The 14,586-nt window shown below is 58.2% G+C and carries 16 protein-coding genes and 1 tRNA gene; 6 read left to right on the forward strand and 11 right to left on the reverse strand.

Annotated elements, in window-relative coordinates; translation table 11 throughout:
* Nucleotides 1-118: 118 nt before the first annotated feature.
* The gene (locus AO064_RS05080) at nucleotides 119-811 is read right to left on the reverse strand and encodes a crotonase/enoyl-CoA hydratase family protein (protein ID WP_015885385.1); all 693 of its coding nucleotides are present in this window, start codon (nucleotides 809-811) and stop codon (nucleotides 119-121) included.
* 320 nt (nucleotides 812-1,131) lie between these two features.
* On the opposite strand from AO064_RS05080, the gene AO064_RS05085 reads away from it, so the two are divergent.
* A tRNA-Ser gene (locus tag AO064_RS05085) sits at nucleotides 1,132-1,221 on the forward strand.
* A gap of 135 nt (nucleotides 1,222-1,356) precedes the next feature.
* Here the strand turns inward: AO064_RS05085 and AO064_RS05090 are convergent.
* Nucleotides 1,357-2,853: a trypsin-like serine peptidase gene (locus tag AO064_RS05090; protein ID WP_064052625.1), complete on the reverse strand. Its 1,497-nt coding sequence runs from the start codon at nucleotides 2,851-2,853 to the stop codon at nucleotides 1,357-1,359.
* Between the two features lie 310 nt (nucleotides 2,854-3,163).
* Between AO064_RS05090 and AO064_RS05095 the strand changes: the two genes are divergently transcribed.
* A complete protein-coding gene (locus AO064_RS05095; protein ID WP_064052626.1) occupies nucleotides 3,164-4,138 on the forward strand; it encodes a hypothetical protein in 975 nt (324 codons plus the stop codon).
* The gene (locus AO064_RS05100; RefSeq protein WP_064052627.1) at nucleotides 4,139-4,498 is read left to right on the forward strand and encodes a hypothetical protein; all 360 of its coding nucleotides are present in this window, start codon (nucleotides 4,139-4,141) and stop codon (nucleotides 4,496-4,498) included.
* Nucleotides 4,499-4,532: 34 nt separating this feature from the next.
* Here AO064_RS05100 and AO064_RS05105 read toward each other — a convergent pair whose 3' ends face one another.
* The 3 genes from AO064_RS05105 to AO064_RS05115 all read right to left on the reverse strand — a co-directional run bounded on the left by AO064_RS05105 (nucleotide 4,533) and on the right by AO064_RS05115 (nucleotide 6,762).
* Nucleotides 4,533-5,573 (reverse strand): DMT family transporter, encoded by a 1,041-nt coding sequence (locus tag AO064_RS05105; protein WP_064052628.1) that lies wholly within the window; start codon nucleotides 5,571-5,573, stop codon nucleotides 4,533-4,535.
* Nucleotides 5,574-5,634: 61 nt separating this feature from the next.
* Nucleotides 5,635-5,970 (reverse strand): hypothetical protein, encoded by a 336-nt coding sequence (locus AO064_RS05110; protein WP_064052629.1) that lies wholly within the window; start codon nucleotides 5,968-5,970, stop codon nucleotides 5,635-5,637.
* A gap of 132 nt (nucleotides 5,971-6,102) precedes the next feature.
* Nucleotides 6,103-6,762: a M24 family metallopeptidase gene (locus tag AO064_RS05115; protein ID WP_064052630.1), complete on the reverse strand. Its 660-nt coding sequence runs from the start codon at nucleotides 6,760-6,762 to the stop codon at nucleotides 6,103-6,105.
* Nucleotides 6,763-6,909: 147 nt separating this feature from the next.
* Between AO064_RS05115 and AO064_RS05120 the strand changes: the two genes are divergently transcribed.
* Nucleotides 6,910-7,278, forward strand: a complete 369-nt coding sequence (locus AO064_RS05120) for a hypothetical protein (protein ID WP_064052631.1) — start codon at nucleotides 6,910-6,912, stop codon at nucleotides 7,276-7,278.
* Between the two features lie 83 nt (nucleotides 7,279-7,361).
* Here the strand turns inward: AO064_RS05120 and AO064_RS05125 are convergent, their stop codons facing one another.
* Together AO064_RS05125 and AO064_RS05130 are read right to left on the reverse strand one after the other, a co-directional pair.
* Nucleotides 7,362-7,940, reverse strand: coding sequence for a DUF4337 domain-containing protein (locus tag AO064_RS05125; protein ID WP_015885377.1), 579 nt, complete (start codon nucleotides 7,938-7,940; stop codon nucleotides 7,362-7,364).
* A gap of 54 nt (nucleotides 7,941-7,994) precedes the next feature.
* The gene (locus AO064_RS05130; protein WP_064052632.1) at nucleotides 7,995-8,360 is read right to left on the reverse strand and encodes a DUF2784 domain-containing protein; all 366 of its coding nucleotides are present in this window, start codon (nucleotides 8,358-8,360) and stop codon (nucleotides 7,995-7,997) included.
* A gap of 107 nt (nucleotides 8,361-8,467) precedes the next feature.
* Between AO064_RS05130 and AO064_RS05135 the strand changes: the two genes are divergently transcribed.
* Nucleotides 8,468-9,157 (forward strand): HAD-IA family hydrolase, encoded by a 690-nt coding sequence (locus tag AO064_RS05135; protein ID WP_015885375.1) that lies wholly within the window; start codon nucleotides 8,468-8,470, stop codon nucleotides 9,155-9,157.
* Nucleotides 9,158-9,229: 72 nt separating this feature from the next.
* Here AO064_RS05135 and AO064_RS05140 read toward each other — a convergent pair whose 3' ends face one another.
* Nucleotides 9,230-9,976 (reverse strand): 3-oxoacyl-ACP reductase family protein, encoded by a 747-nt coding sequence (locus AO064_RS05140; RefSeq protein WP_015885374.1) that lies wholly within the window; start codon nucleotides 9,974-9,976, stop codon nucleotides 9,230-9,232.
* 125 nt (nucleotides 9,977-10,101) lie between these two features.
* On the opposite strand from AO064_RS05140, the gene AO064_RS05145 reads away from it, so the two are divergent.
* Entirely contained in the window at nucleotides 10,102-11,025 is a 924-nt protein-coding gene (locus tag AO064_RS05145; protein WP_064052633.1) for a LysR family transcriptional regulator, read from the forward strand.
* A gap of 37 nt (nucleotides 11,026-11,062) precedes the next feature.
* Here the strand turns inward: AO064_RS05145 and AO064_RS05150 are convergent, their stop codons facing one another.
* The 3 genes from AO064_RS05150 to AO064_RS05160 all read right to left on the reverse strand — a co-directional run bounded on the left by AO064_RS05150 (nucleotide 11,063) and on the right by AO064_RS05160 (nucleotide 14,477).
* Complete coding sequence (locus tag AO064_RS05150) at nucleotides 11,063-11,791, reverse strand: aspartate/glutamate racemase family protein (RefSeq protein WP_064052634.1); 729 nt, start codon at nucleotides 11,789-11,791, stop codon at nucleotides 11,063-11,065.
* A 13-nt stretch (nucleotides 11,792-11,804) separates the two neighbouring features.
* Entirely contained in the window at nucleotides 11,805-13,334 is a 1,530-nt protein-coding gene (locus tag AO064_RS05155) for an NCS1 family nucleobase:cation symporter-1 (protein WP_064052850.1), read from the reverse strand.
* Between the two features lie 408 nt (nucleotides 13,335-13,742).
* On the reverse strand, nucleotides 13,743-14,477 hold the full coding sequence (locus AO064_RS05160; protein WP_015885370.1) for a phosphoadenylyl-sulfate reductase: 735 nt from the start codon (nucleotides 14,475-14,477) through the stop codon (nucleotides 13,743-13,745).
* Nucleotides 14,478-14,586 lie beyond the last annotated feature (109 nt).

Genomic DNA, 14,586 nt, shown 5'->3' on the forward strand with positions numbered 1-14,586 from the left:
AAGAGCATGTTTCAACATCTGCCGACACGGGCACGCTAGAGGGGCTGAAGGTGTTGCGAAAGTGTGTGTAAGAAAAAGCCCGACTCTGGGCCGGGCTTTGACGTATCAGGCGTAGGGCTTAACTCAGAATATGCCCCTGGTCCTGAATAATGGCGTCATCCAAGGCTTCCAACAGTTCTTTACGCACCTTCAACTTGGTGTGTTTGTGGGCGTTCATATTGAGCTTCTTCAACTGACGCGCGGCTTCCAGCGCGGCGGCATGCAACTCCTCCGGTGCCACCACCTTGTCGAGGAAGCCCGCTTGCAACGCGCCCTGCGGGTCAAACATCTCGGCATTGATCACCGAGCGGTGGAAGGCTGACTTACGCAAACGATCCCGCGCCAACTCGATACCGGCGTGGTGCATGGTCATGCCGATCGCCACCTCGTTCAGGCCAATGCTGAACGGGCCTTCCACCCCAATCCGATAATCCGCCGATAGCAGCAAAAAGGCGCCCTTGGCCACCGCATGCCCAGGGCACGCCACAATCACCGGGAACGGGTGCGACAACAAACGACGCGCCAACGTCGAACCCGACGTCACCAGGCCGATCGCCTCTTTAGGGCCGGCGGTCATCACCTTCAAATCATAACCACCCGACAGAATTCCCGGCGTGCCGGTGATCACCACCACCGCCCGGTCCTTCTCGGCCTGGTCCAGCGCTTCATTAAACGCACTGACCACCGCCGGAGAAATGGCATTCACCTTGCCGTTGCTCAAGGTCAGGGTCGCGATACCGTCTTCGAGGTGGTAGGCAATCAACTCACTCATGACGCGGTTCCTTGTAGGACTTGTTATAGAAGTATGCAGCAGACGTTACCCACCACGCCCGCCCCGGTAAAGCGCTGTGACTGACTGGCCAGTCAGGGTTTTCCCCTGCGCAGGGCGTCCAAATGCCGGGGGCAGGGCGCAATCGCCGTCCCAGACACACACCGCCAATGCCTGAGAATGGCACAATCACTGCCCCTTGCCGGGCATTGAGCGGCACAACCTGCTAACCGCATGAATATTCTGAAAAAAACCTTTGCCATCAGAAAGGCTTTCGACTACATTAGCGCGCCTCGACAGACTGAACTGGTTTGACGAGATACGGTGAAGTGTCCGAGTGGCTTAAGGAGCACGCCTGGAAAGTGTGTATACAAGAAATTGTATCGAGAGTTCGAATCTCTCCTTCACCGCCACATTCTTGAAAAAATCCCGCGAGTTAACCACTCTGCGGGATTTTTTTTGCCAGCGATCTCGCAGCGTACCCCCGTCTGTCCCCCGTTCGTGACAGGACTCGAGTCATCAAAAGTAGCTGAAAATAGCGTGCTGCCTCACCTGGCATGACGCTGCGAGCGAACCGTTGCGCCTTCGATCACGTCTGTGCGAATGGCCGATGGTTGCCCGGTGTTGTTGCGTGCATAGCTGCATAACGTGATCGGCAGCTCTGCTATATCGAGGAAAATGCCGTCCAGGGCCAGGGTGTAGCGTTCGTCGTCAATATCGCCACAGGGGGTGCTGATCGCCGAGTTCACGCTGTAGTAGTAATGCCGGCTGAAACTGCTGTGCTGGTTTTCCCAGGTGATGTGGTAGCGGTGTTTGAGCTGCGGTGCCGGGGCTGGGTTGGTCAGGAATACTGAATGGGTGAATACATTGCGCAGCAGCGGTACGGTCAGCGGTTGTTCGGCCTTTTGCACGCCGAGTATGCACAGCACATGCGACCCCAGCACTGGGCCGATGGGCAGGTTGATGTAGGCCTCGTCAGAGGCGACAGCGACCTGGTAGCCATGCGTGCGTGCGCAATCGCTGATGTCATTCACGGCCTTGAATCGGTAGAACGGTTCCTGGATCGAGAACCTCAGGTTCCACGTCGGACGGATAACTTGGTCGGCGGCGTCACGTTGTAAATGCACATAGGGTTTCAGGTTCCACGGCTCGTCCAGCGTGATTTCAACGGCCTTGAGCTGGCAGGTCAGGGTGTCGTTACGGAAAACACCGTCTACAAAGCAGTAGTACAAGTCGTTGGCGGGATAGCTGTAGTTGAATTTCGCGGCTTCGCACGCCGAGTTGTTCTGGCAGCTGTTGAGAATGTCCCTCTGAATGGCAGACGCGACCTTGCTGATGATGCTGGTGATTTCATTGGTGTTCCGGTCCAGCATTGGACTGCCGGAGCTGCCTGGGCGCAGACCATTGCAGCGGTTGCGCAAGGCGCTGGGGAACACGCCGGGATGTTCGGCAAAATTGTTGATGGTCGACTCCACGCAGGCACTCATGCGTAGTCCCTTTTTCAGAAAACCGGTTGGCGCTCCCACGTTGATCACTTCTCGATCTGTCGCCTGACGCTGAGATGCCAGCTTGAGTGGCATGATTGCGTTGGTCACCAGCACGGCCAGTGACGTATCCAGTTCGAGCACGGCCAAATCGGTACCCGCCATGCTGCTCCAGTGTGCTGTCTTGACGGCGTAGGTGACATGCCGTTCGGGCGTGTCATGAAAGTAATTGAAGGTGACATCGGCGGTGATCGCCTGACGCAGTCGCGCTGTACCGTAGCTGAAGAACACGCAGTGCCCGCTGGTCAGCACATAAGCCGGGCCGATGGCCTTACCCCGGTGATCACGAGTGTCGAGTAGAACGGCATTGCAGGTCTGGCCTAAGGCGTTTTTCAGTGAGCCAATGCCGGTCCATTGCGGGTAACGGTGGTCTTTATTTTCAAGGGCCGCGGAAGGTGACTGTTCGGTAAGTCCCTCGGCCAGGTCTCTGGCGTGGCTGGGCCAGACAGTGCTGAGCAACAGGAAATACAGGAAAACGCGAGCGGTGCGAGTAAGTGACATGAGGAGCCTCGACAAGGAAGTCATTGATTGGCTGAAACTATCCAATCAGGCCAAGGCAGGAGACATACATGGCTATTGAATAACGCGCTCGAGCTCTCGGTCAGCACGTGTAGGGTTTGGCGCTTGAGCCATACGAGCGCCTCTCTGACCAGTAGTCTTGGGCAATTGATCTTTAGTGCTTGCGATCGTAGGCATGATCTCTGATTTAAGTAGTACATTTCCCAAACGCTAAAAACACCCCAGTACGCGTCTTACCTCGCTTGTAGCTCGTTCTTATAGTCGTGCGCCTCAGTCATTTGGAGGTGCACGCATGCAGGGACCTTACGCATTTATCAATGAGCGACCGCGGCCCTATCCACTGCTCAAACTCAGCCTTTCGCTGAATCCCCATACACAAACCAAATTCGACACCCTCAACCAGCACATCCGCAACACCGTTGTTTTGCCTGGGCAATTGGTGATCATCGGGGATAACCGAACCGCCTCTTGCACCGCTGAAGAGGCATGGCTGATGCGCTCGGCGCAGAATATAAAACTTGCCCTGTTGGCGCACTCAGCAACTGATCAATTCCTGATCAAAAACTATGATCAGTTACAAGCCATCTTGTCCTATACCTCCCTCGGCATCGGAAGCGCCAGCACTGCCTGGAGCAAGCACTTGGCGCAAGTCGAGAAGACCCTTATGGACATCGACGATTTGCACAAGCAGTACTTGAGGAGGGGAACCTCGGGGGCTAGGGAAGCGTTTCTGGTTAAGCGCAGAGCGCTGTTTGCAAGGCTGGATAGCCAAGTCTCGGGTATGGCGCGCTTGGGTACGGGGTTGAAAAACGAAGGGTCGATTAAAAAAATGCTCGGCATTTCCAGTAGGAGCTACTGGCACCATGGAGAGATTCGAGGGTATGAGGAACGGGTCAGGCGTGTAGCCAAGGCTTCGCAGATTTTGAAGAAGGGAACTTACATTGGTATAGCGCTGGACGTTGGTGCCACAGCGCTGGAGATAACGGAGGCGTGTTCCACTGGGCGTGAGCAAGAGTGTACGCAGGCGAAGTATGTTGAGGGAGGCAAATTGGTGCTAGGCGTTGGGGGGGCATCCGCGGGCGGGGTGTTTGGGGCTCCTATAGGTGTAGCCGCCTGCATGATTGTTTTTGGCATACCCACAGCAGGTGCCGGAGCGTTGGCATGCGCCATCGTCGGCGGTGCCGCAGGTGGACTTGCTGGAGGTAAGTCCGGAAGCGTTTTGGGAGAAAGCGCGGGGAAATTTCTCTATAGGACTGTGGGGGATTAAATGCTCTTTGAATATATCGGCATGTGCGCTGGGTTGGTCATGATATTAAGCTTCCCACTCTTTTTTTGTGCCATGTTCAAAAAACTCGACGCAGCAGAGCGCTATGTGGAGTGCAGCGCTTACATCGTTGTGCACAGGGATATTTTCCGTCATGCACCCTTTGATGGAAGGCCTCAGCGGCTAGTTGCCATGGCGCTCATTATTCTTATGCCCAAAGTGCTCCAATGGAGGCGTTTAGTACGAGTTGAGGACGTCGAAAAAATCCCACGGCATCTCAAGTACTGGATGGTCATGCCGACGCTGATTGGTTTCACATCTATTACCGTCATGTGTATCAGCTTGCTTCTTATGGAAAAATAATCCTCCCAGCAATACGGGCGACTCGCTGTCGCCCTCAATGCCTATGCCGATGATGCACATCCGGAAAATGCGCATGGCTATGCCTCATCGCGCTATGCACATGCACATGACTATGCGGCTCCGCCGGATCCCATTCAAAGTGATGCTCATGCTGATGGTGTTCATCATGCACATGTCGGTGCCCGTGCTCCGTCGCCTCATGCAGATGTTCATGGGCATGCCGCTCCGTCAGGTGCAGCCAAACCCCCACGGCCATCAGCGCCGACGCAATCCAGAACGCGACGGTCACCGACTCCCCGAACGCCAGCAGGGCCACCACGGCGCCCAAGAACGGCGCCGTGGAGAAGTAGGCACCGGTGCGCGCACTGCCCAGCCCACGCAGCGCCAGCACAAACATGACCAGGCTGATGCCATACCCTAGAAACCCCACCAACAAGATAGGCGCCAACTGCGCCACAGCCGGTATCTGCGCGCCTAGATAAAGCGCCAGGCTGCAATTCACCACCCCGGCAATCAGCCCTTTGGCCCCTGCGATAAACAACGCGTCCGACGCTGAAACCTTGCGCGTCAGGTTGTTATCAATCCCCCAGCACAAGCATGCCACGGCCACTGCAAACGGGCCGGTCCAGTCGTGGGTGGCGCCGCCGCCGTCGGACCATGACAACACTAAACCGCCCATGACTATCGCGATCATCCCGAGGATTAGGCGGCGGTCTGCGTTTTCTCTAAACACCACCCAGGCGATAACGGCGGTCAACACCGATTCAAGGTTAAGCATCAGCGAGGCGGTTGCGCCGGCGGTGCGGGTCAAGCCGAACATCAAGGCCACGGGCCCGAGGATGCCGCCAAAGGTGATGGCGCCGATCAGCCAGGGCCATTCGGATGCGGTCAGGCCGGTGGGTTTCCAGCCGCGATCGCGGATAAGGCGCACGCCGGCGAGACCGATGCCGCTGCCCAGATAGAGCAGGCCGGCGAGCAGTACGGGCGAGAGACCGAGGCCGAAACTTTTGGCGAGCGGGATGCTGGCGCCGAACAGGGCGGCGGCCGCGAGGGCATACAGAATACTAAGGTTCATGGGCCGTCCTCGAGAGTTCAGCCCATGATACGTCGCTTGCTCAGGTTAAATCCCGTGGGATTTACTGCGCGGTTTTCAGCTTGATCACATCACCCGAAATCTTGGTGGTATAGCCACTCAACACCCAAGCCCAGAACCAGTTTTCCTGCACTTGGGTATTGATCAGTGCGTCGCCGCCTTTTGCCTTGATGGCTGCATCCTGGGCGCGGACAAAACGGCTGTTCTGGCCGATCGGGATAACCCCGAACAACATGATGCCGGTGGCGCTGCCTTCGCCGTGTCCGAGCACGGTGTATTGGCTGCTGTCGTATTGCGGGGATTTGATGGCGGTGCCGGTGCAGCCTGCAAGCGCGAAACCGAGAACTGCTGCTGCAACCACTTTACTGACGTACTTCACTGGGTAACTCCATGGGCTGAATGTTCGAGATTCAATTCTCGAAGGCGCGCCACTCTAATACCCGTAATCCTAGAATGGAATTAGTGATTCAGAAATTTCATCTTCAAGCCTGCACGTACACCCAGGCAGCCCCTAAGCGAGTAGGTCTTCGTAAAAAGCACCATAGGGTTTGCTCGGATGGGCGATCTGGATTTCCAGGATCCACAGCCCAGCATTCGGATAGTGCTCGAAATCACCCAGGTCGCCGCCGCGATGGATGGCGTGGGGGAAGTCGCTGACGCGGTGGCCCTTGATGTTGAGGTTGAGTTGCCAGCCCATGGCCTGGGCTTGTTCTTCGGCGTAGCGGTAAAGCTCCAGGCCGACGACTTGGTCGTTTTTCCAGCGGGCCTGTACGCGGTCGAAGAGTGCTTTGGCGGCATTGGCGCAGGCGTGCATGTGAGGGTCGTCGCCGATGGCGAAGGTGGCGCCGGCGTCACCTTCGTGGCCTTGCCAGACGGCGCCCATGTCGATGAAGAAGATGTCGTTGTCGCCCAGCACCGGGTCGCCGTCGGAGCGTTGTTTGAAGGTCTTGAGGGTGTTGGCGCCAAAGCGAATCAGCAATGGATGCCAGATGCGTTGCATGTCGAGGTCGGCGAGGACTTGTTTGCCGAGGTCGCGGGCTTCGGATTCGAGCATGCCCGGGCGGATGCGTTGGGAGAGTTGTTCAATGGCCTGCCAGGTCATGGCTTGGGCGTAACGCATGGATTCGATGCTGTAGGCGGCGCCCACGGCTTCTTTGGGTTGTGCGGTCACCGGCTTTTTCCTCGGTTTGAACTGTACTGGTCGTTATTCCTTTTACTATATAGCGATGTAATGGCAAAGGACTCATAAACGCTGGTGGTGAATTCCAGGACTTGCTAAGGTCGCCGCCTTTCCAATACGCCATTCAGAGGGATCTAAATGCACCCGATACTTCGCAAGACATTCGGCGGGCTTTCTGCCCAGTACTACATTCGCAATTTTCTGTTCGGGCTGATTTTCCCCGTACTGATCTACACCGCGCTGACCCATTCGAAAACCGGTGTGTTCACACTCGGCGCGTTGGCCTATTGCGTCGTCAACAGCGTGCTCTACCCCTACGCGCGTTTCGTTTACGAAAGCATCATGGATTACATTTTTGGCAACAACGTGTTCTTCGTGAACGCGATTCTGATGCTGACCGTCAAGGTGTTCACCATGGCGATCTGCTGGACCATGGCGGTTTTCATTGCGCCTATTGGGCTGGCTTATCTGTACTTCCACCACAGCCGTGCGGTGGATCAGGCCTGATTCGATGCCACACCCTGCATAGACTGTGGCGAGGGAGCTTGCTCCCTCGCCACGGGTACATCGGTTGCCCGTAACTGATGGGGTCAGATATGCAGCCAGGCCAAACTACCCAACACCACCGCCACACCCGCCGCCGCATACGACATCCGCTTCAACCATTCCCGCCGGGTCAACAACGTAATCGCCGCCAATGAAATTGCGATCTGGATCGCTGTCATCGCCTGGGCCCAGCGATGATGCTGGTGCAACGCCTGCTCCGACTTCTCATCCCATTCCTTCGACGTGGCTTCAAGTTTTTCGGCCTGCTTGCGCACGTCTTCCTTCTGGCTCTTGTAGCGCTCGATCTCATCCTTGTAATGCGCCGCGTCCACACCGGGAATATGGGTGGCCAGTTCCGCAAGATTCTGCCGGCTGGATTTGGCCTGGTAGTAATTCCACTGGTTGGCGGCTTCGGTCTTGATGATGGCGGCGTTGTTTTTGTCCATCGCCGCCTCGCTTTCGGTAGAGCCGGCCTGGTAGCTGAGCATCGCGCCGAGGGTGGCCATCAGGGCGGTCATCACGGCGATGCGGCTGGCGAAATTGTCGCCACGGCCGTGGGCATGTTCGGTGGTGTGTTCGATGTGTTTTTCGTGGGGGCTGGGGACTTCGAAGGCTTCGGACATGGGGGCGTCTGTGAAGGGACTGAGGAACTCTGATTCTTCACCAGTGAAGCTGTCTCAAGCCTGTCCGTAACGCCGGATCAACCGCCCATACACCAGAATGTTGATCGCCAGCACCAACGCGCCCAAGCCCAACTGGATCTGCGGGGTCAGTCCTGCGGGGTAGATCAGGGTCAGGAGGTAGTGCTCGATAAACCCGCCGCCATAGCCGTCTTGCCCGGCAAGATGGCGAAACAGGTTTTCCCATCGAGTGAGCGGGCAGGGCAGGTGGAACACTTCAACGGCAATCCCCCAGGCCACAGCCGGCAGGTGCAGCCAGAGGACAGGCCGCCACTTGAGGGCAAGCAGGCCTCCAAACAGCACAAACAGGATGAACGTGAGGTGAAACAGCACCAGGCTGTCGGCAGCTAGACGGTAGAGCATTACGCACACTTCAAAAGGGGAGGTCCATAGTCTAAAGGGTTGCTTGCGTGCAAGCGTGGCCGTTATTGTGCTGAATCCTTTTAGTCTTCCCCCAAGGTTCTGTTGCGATGAATGCACCGCGTACCGCAGTCGGTCCGATCAAGGCCGTGATTTTCGATATGGACGGGTTGTTGCTGGATACCGAAGGCATCTACACCGAAGTCACGCAGATCATCGCCGAACGCTACGGCCGTACCTATGACTGGGGCATCAAGCAGCACATCATCGGGCGCGGCGCCCAGGACCTGGCGGACTACGTCGTGAAGGCGCTGGATCTGCCGATTACACCGGCCGAGTTCCTGGAGATCCGTGAACCACTGATGAGCGAGCGCTTCCCCAAGGCCTTGGGCATGCCCGGCGCCGAAGCATTGGTGCGGCACTTGAAGGCGCACAATATTCCGATCGCCGTGGGTACCAGTTCGTCGCGCAATTCGTTTGGCCACAAGACCACGTTGCACCGTGAATGGTTTGGACTGTTCGGGACCATTGTCACCGCCGACGACCCGGAAGTCGGCGCCGCCAAACCTGCGCCGGACATCTTCCTCACCGCCGCCCGCCGCTTGGGCGTTGCACCCGAGGATTGCCTAGTGTTCGAAGACTCCCCGTTTGGGGTCACCGCCGCGAAAGCAGCCCACATGACCGCCATCGCCGTGCCGGATGAGGCCATGGCCGACAGCAAGTACCAGCACGCTGACCAGATCATCCGCAAGCTCGCGGATTTTGATTTGGCGGCTTACGGCCTGCCACCTTTCCCCTGAATAAAACACGCTCGAAAAGGTGGGACGGGGCAAGCCTCCTCCCACCTTTGATTTTGCAGTGTTGCGGAAAGCCTAGGCGCTGAAGCCACCATCAATGGTCAGGCTTGCACCGGTGATGTAACCGGCTTCCGGCCCAGCCAGGTAAGCCACGAAGCTGGCAATCTCTTCCACGTGTCCATACCGACCCACGGCCATCAACCCGATCAGGCTCTCGGCAAAATCACTGTTCGCCGGGTTCATGTCGGTATCCACCGGCCCGGGCTGCACGTTATTGATGGTGATTCCGCGAGGCCCCAAATCCCGCGCCAACCCCTTGGTCAACCCGACCAGCGCCGCCTTGCTCATCGCATACGGGCCGCCGCCGCCAAACGGCATGCGTTCGGCGTTGGTGCTGCCGATGTTGATCACGCGGCCACCTTCACCCATGTGCTTGGCCGCTTCCTGGGTCGCGATAAACACGCTGCGTACGTTGATCGCCAAGGTCTGGTCAAAGTCTTCCAGCTTGAAATCTTCCAGCGGGGCGATGGCCAGCACTCCTGCGTTGTTGACCAGGATATCGATGCGCCCAAAGGCTTCAACGGTGGCGTTGACCGCATTGCGAATCGCGGCCGCATCGGCGCTGTCGGCCTGAATCGCCAAGGCTTTGCCGCCTTCGCTGATCACGCTGTTCTGCAATGCGTCGGCCTTGGCGGCGGAGCTCACATAGGTAAAGGCAACCGCTGCGCCTTGTGCTGCGAGGCGCTTGACGATGGCGGCACCGATGCCGCGCGAACCGCCTTGAATCAAGGCGACTTTGCCGCTGAGGTTCTGTGTGGTCATGTCGATCTCCTAACTGTTCAAGGCGGGATGCCTTGTTGATGGAGCCGAGTATCGACCTGGGCAGTGCCTACCGGTAGACCGTGATTGCTATAGTCTGTGTAAACCAAAAGTTTAGAGTGAGCGATATGGAAAGCTTTGGCAGTATCGAATGCTTCGTGCGCAGCGCCGAAGGTGGCAGCTTTGCCGAGGCCGCCCGGCACCTGAGTCTCACACCGGCAGCCGTCGGCAAAAGTGTCGCCAAGCTGGAAGCGCGCCTGGGTGTGCGCCTGTTCCAGCGCAGCACCCGACGACTGACCCTGACCGAAGCCGGCAAACTGTTTCTCGACGAAGTCAGCGGCAGCCTTACCACCATTCAGAACGCCGTCGCCAACCTGGCCAGCGCCGAAGGGCGGCCGGTGGGTACGCTCAAGGTCAGCATGGGCACGGTATTCGGTAATCGGTATGTGGTGCCACTGTTGGGGGCGTTCATGCAGCGCTTTCCGGATATCAGCCCGGACTGGCATTTCGATAATCGTCAGGTTGACCTGATCGGCCAGGGCTTTGATGCGGCCATTGGCGGTGGCTTCGAGCTGCCTCAGGGCGTGGTGGCGCGTAAGTTGACGCCGGCGCATCGGGTGTTGGTTGCCTCAAAGGACTACCTGGCGCAGCGAGCGCCCGTACTGACCCCCGAAGATCTGGCACGGTGCGCGGGTATTCTGATTCGCTCTCCCCAAACCGGCCGCATACGTTCCTGGCAATTGACCAGTATCGAGCGTGAACACCGCCCGCTGGTGCTCAAACCGAGCATGACCATGAGCGACTCCGAAGCCGCCTGCTGTGCCAGCGCCCAGGGCCTGGGCATCGCGTTGGTGAGCATGCCCATGGCGGTGCCGTTCCTCGACAGTGGCGCGGTGGTGCGGGTGTTGCCCGACTGGTACGTCGACGACGGCAACATCTCCATCTATTACGCCGAACACAAACTGCTGCCCGGCAAGACCCGGGCGTTTGTGGATTTCATCATCGAGCAGTTTGCTGAAGCGATGCTGGGCCAAAGGTTCAGCGCGATCTAAATGTGGGAGGGAGCCAGCCCCCTCCCACAGTTGACCTTCACCGGCCGAACTTGCCCGGCCAGCCAACCACTTTCTTTGCCCTTGGCGTCGCGTAAGTCCTGATCTTCGAGGTCGACAACCCCAACCGCACCAGCGATTCGGCAATGGTCACCGCTGCGGTCACACCGTCCACCACCGGGACGCCAGTGCGCTGGCGAATGTGCTCGTCCAGTCCGGCCATGCCGCCGCAGCCCAGGCAGATCACCTCGGCCTTGTCTTCGCTGATGGCCAGTTCCGCCTGGCGCACGATGGCTTCCATCGCGGCCAGTGGGTCTTGTTCCAGCGCCAGCACGGCCATCCCACTGGCACGCACCGAGGCGCAGCGTTGGTACAGGCCGGCCAATCTCAAGCGGTCTTCGATCAGTGGCACCGTGCGGTCCAGGGTGGTCACCACCGAATAGGCGTGCCCCAGGAACATTGCCGTGCTGGCGGCCGCTTCGGTGATGTCGACCACCGGCACGTTCAACAACTCCTGCAGGCCTTCGCGGCCATGTTCACCGTAGCCGGCCTGGATCACCGCGTCGAACGGTTGGTCGTAAGCCATGACCCGGTCCATCACCGCAATGGCCGCCAGGTAGCTTTCAAAATTGCCCTCCACTGACTCCGCGCCGAAGTAAGGCGTGAGCCCGACAATCTCGGTGCCCGGCGCGGCCACCGCCCGTGCCTGCTGGGCGATGGTTTCAGTAATGGATTCGGTGGTGTTGACGTTGGCCACGAGGATGCGCATGGAAGGTCCTTGATTAATGACTGACGTTATCGACTGCAATGCTTTCGCCGCTGACATCGGCGTAGAACGGCTGGCGCTTGGCAATCAGCAAGTACAGCAGCCCTGCAATACCGGCGCCAAACATCCAGGAAAACGGTGAGACGCTGGCGAAACCGGGCAGCAGGGCCAGGAGAATGGCGATCACGGCTGCGGGAATGAACGCCGCCACCGCCCGCAGATTGACGCCACGGCTGTAGTAATAAACGCCGTTCGGGTCTTCGCTATACAGCTGCGGTACGTCTACCTGGCTTTTACGGATCAGCCAGTAATCGACCATGATCACCCCGTACAACGGCCCCAGCAGTGCGCCCAGGCCGGAGAGGAAATACACGATCACCAGCGGGCTGTTATAGAGATTCCACGGCAGGATCAGCACCGCCACGGTGGCGCTGATCAGCCCGGCACGCCGGAAGTTCAGGTACTTGGGCGCCAGGTTGCTCAGCACGAAGGCCGGCGCGACGAAGTTGGCCATGATGTTCACTGCCACGGTGACAATCAGGAAGGCCAGGCAGCCCAGCACTAGGAAGAACGTATTGGGGATGGCGGCGATGATTTCGGTGGGGCTTTCGATCACCCGGCCATTGAGTTGGAATTGGCCACCGCACAGCAACACGGTAATTGCGGCGAACACCAGGATATTCACCGGCAGGCCCCAGAAATTGCCGACTTTGATGGTCTTGCGGCACGGGGAGGAGCGCGCGAAGTCGCAGAAGTTGAGGATCAACGTGCCGTAGATCGCCAGCCACAGCGCGCCACCGGCGAAGATATTGCGCCACATCTCACCACCGGTCAGCGGCTCGCGGACCGACCAGGCAATATGGCCGCCCGCCTGGAAGTACATCCAGCCGGCCAGTGCGGCCACGGTCAGCAGGATCACCGGCCCGGCGAAACCTTCATAGCGGCGCACCATTTCCATGCCGTAGGCCAGGATCACCAATTGCACAAACCAGATCGCCACAAAACACACCCAGCCCAGGGTTGATAAGCCCAGGATCGAGTTGTGGTCGTAATCGGCGAACCCCGGGTGAATCGCGCTCAGCAACACGCGCAACACCACCGAAGCCAGGTAGGTCTGGATACCGAACCAGGCGATCGCAATCACTGCGCGGATCAGCGCCGGTATCTGCGCGCCATGGATGCCGAAGCTGATACGGCTGATCACCGGAAACGGCACGCCGGTCTTCTGCCCCATGTAGCCCGACAGGTTCATGAAGAAATACACCAGCGCCGCCCCGATCCCCAGTGACAGCAAGATCTGCCAGCCGCCCAGGCCCAACGCATACAAGCCGATGGCGAACGAGTAGTTGGCGATGTTGTGCACATCATTGGTCCACAGCGCGAAGATGCTGTAACGCCCCCATCGCCGGCCTTCGACCTTGGTCGGCGCCAGGTCCTTGTTGTGCAGGCGCGGGCTCAGTACCAACGGACCGGGAACCATGGCTTCGGGGTTCAGGGAAGAGGAGGGCAGATCCAGTGCGATAGTGTTCGAGAGGCTTGTACGCATTCCGGCAGGCTCCAGCACATCGGCAGCCGGGCCGCGGATGGCAAAGTGTATGTAGGTTTTGTATTTATTGTATACAAAGCGCATTTCACCTTAAGCCACATGCGTGCCAGTTTTCGATCTATGAAAACTGCGGGTCATTTCGTTTTTGCAGTCAGTGAAAATAACTTACTGAATTGAAAGCGATATAAATTGACCGTTTGAACAGCTATTTATTTTTCTGTCGGAAAGGAACATAGAAGAGCGCAAAAAATGCGTGGGGAAAGGTGTTACATAACGGTGCGGGTTTAGATGGATTGCACACATAAATGGCACCGATGGTTACATCTGTGTGTACATCTTTGGTGGCAAACACAAACAAGATGTGGGAGGGGGCAAGCCCCCTCCCACATTTTCTTGCCGCGCCAGTGCTTACGCCTTGCTGATGATATTCCCCGCGTGCAGCCCGCATTCCTTCTGCGTGGCTTCCTCCCACCACCAGCGGCCTTCACGCTCATGCTGGTTCGGCAACACCGGACGGGTGCAGGGCTCACAGCCGATGCTGATAAAACCGCGCTCGTGCAGGCTGTTGTACGGCAACTCCAACATGCGGATGTAACCCCAGACTTCCTCACTGGTCATCTGCGCCAGTGGGTTGAATTTGTACAGGGTACGTTCCGGCGTGGAGAAGGCCGTGTCGATTTCAAGCGCTGCCACCTGGCTGCGGGTGCCGGGGCTCTGGTCGCGACGCTGGCCGGTGGCCCAGGCATTCACGCCTGCGAGTTTACGGCGCAGCGGCTCGATCTTGCGCACGCCGCAGCATTCGCCATGGCCGTCCTTGTAGAAGCTGAACAGGCCTTTCTCTTTGACAAAGGGTTCCAGCTTGCTCTGGTCCGGCGAAATCAGCTCGATGTCGATCTTGTAGAAGTCGCGCACCTGCTCGATAAACCGGTAGGTTTCCGGGTGCAGGCGGCCGGTATCGAGGCTGAACACCTTGACGTTCTTGTTCAGCTTCCAGGCCATGTCGACCAGCACCACGTCCTCGGCGCCGCTGAAGGAAATCCACAGGTCATCACCGAACTGGCTGAACGCCAGTTTGAGAATGTCCTGGGCGGATTTGTTGGCGTAAGTCGCGGCGAGTTCAGCGACGTCGAAGGTTTGGTTCATCAGGACGGTTCCTACAGGTCAGTGGCGCTGAGCGCTCTATAGGGAAGCGATGGTATCAAAATACGCTCTGCGTTGCGGCGACGAGCTTGAATCGCTAGAGTTCGGCAGT

The sequence above is a fragment of the Pseudomonas marginalis genome (assembly GCF_001645105.1).
GTDB lineage: Bacteria > Pseudomonadota > Gammaproteobacteria > Pseudomonadales > Pseudomonadaceae > Aquipseudomonas > Aquipseudomonas petroselini.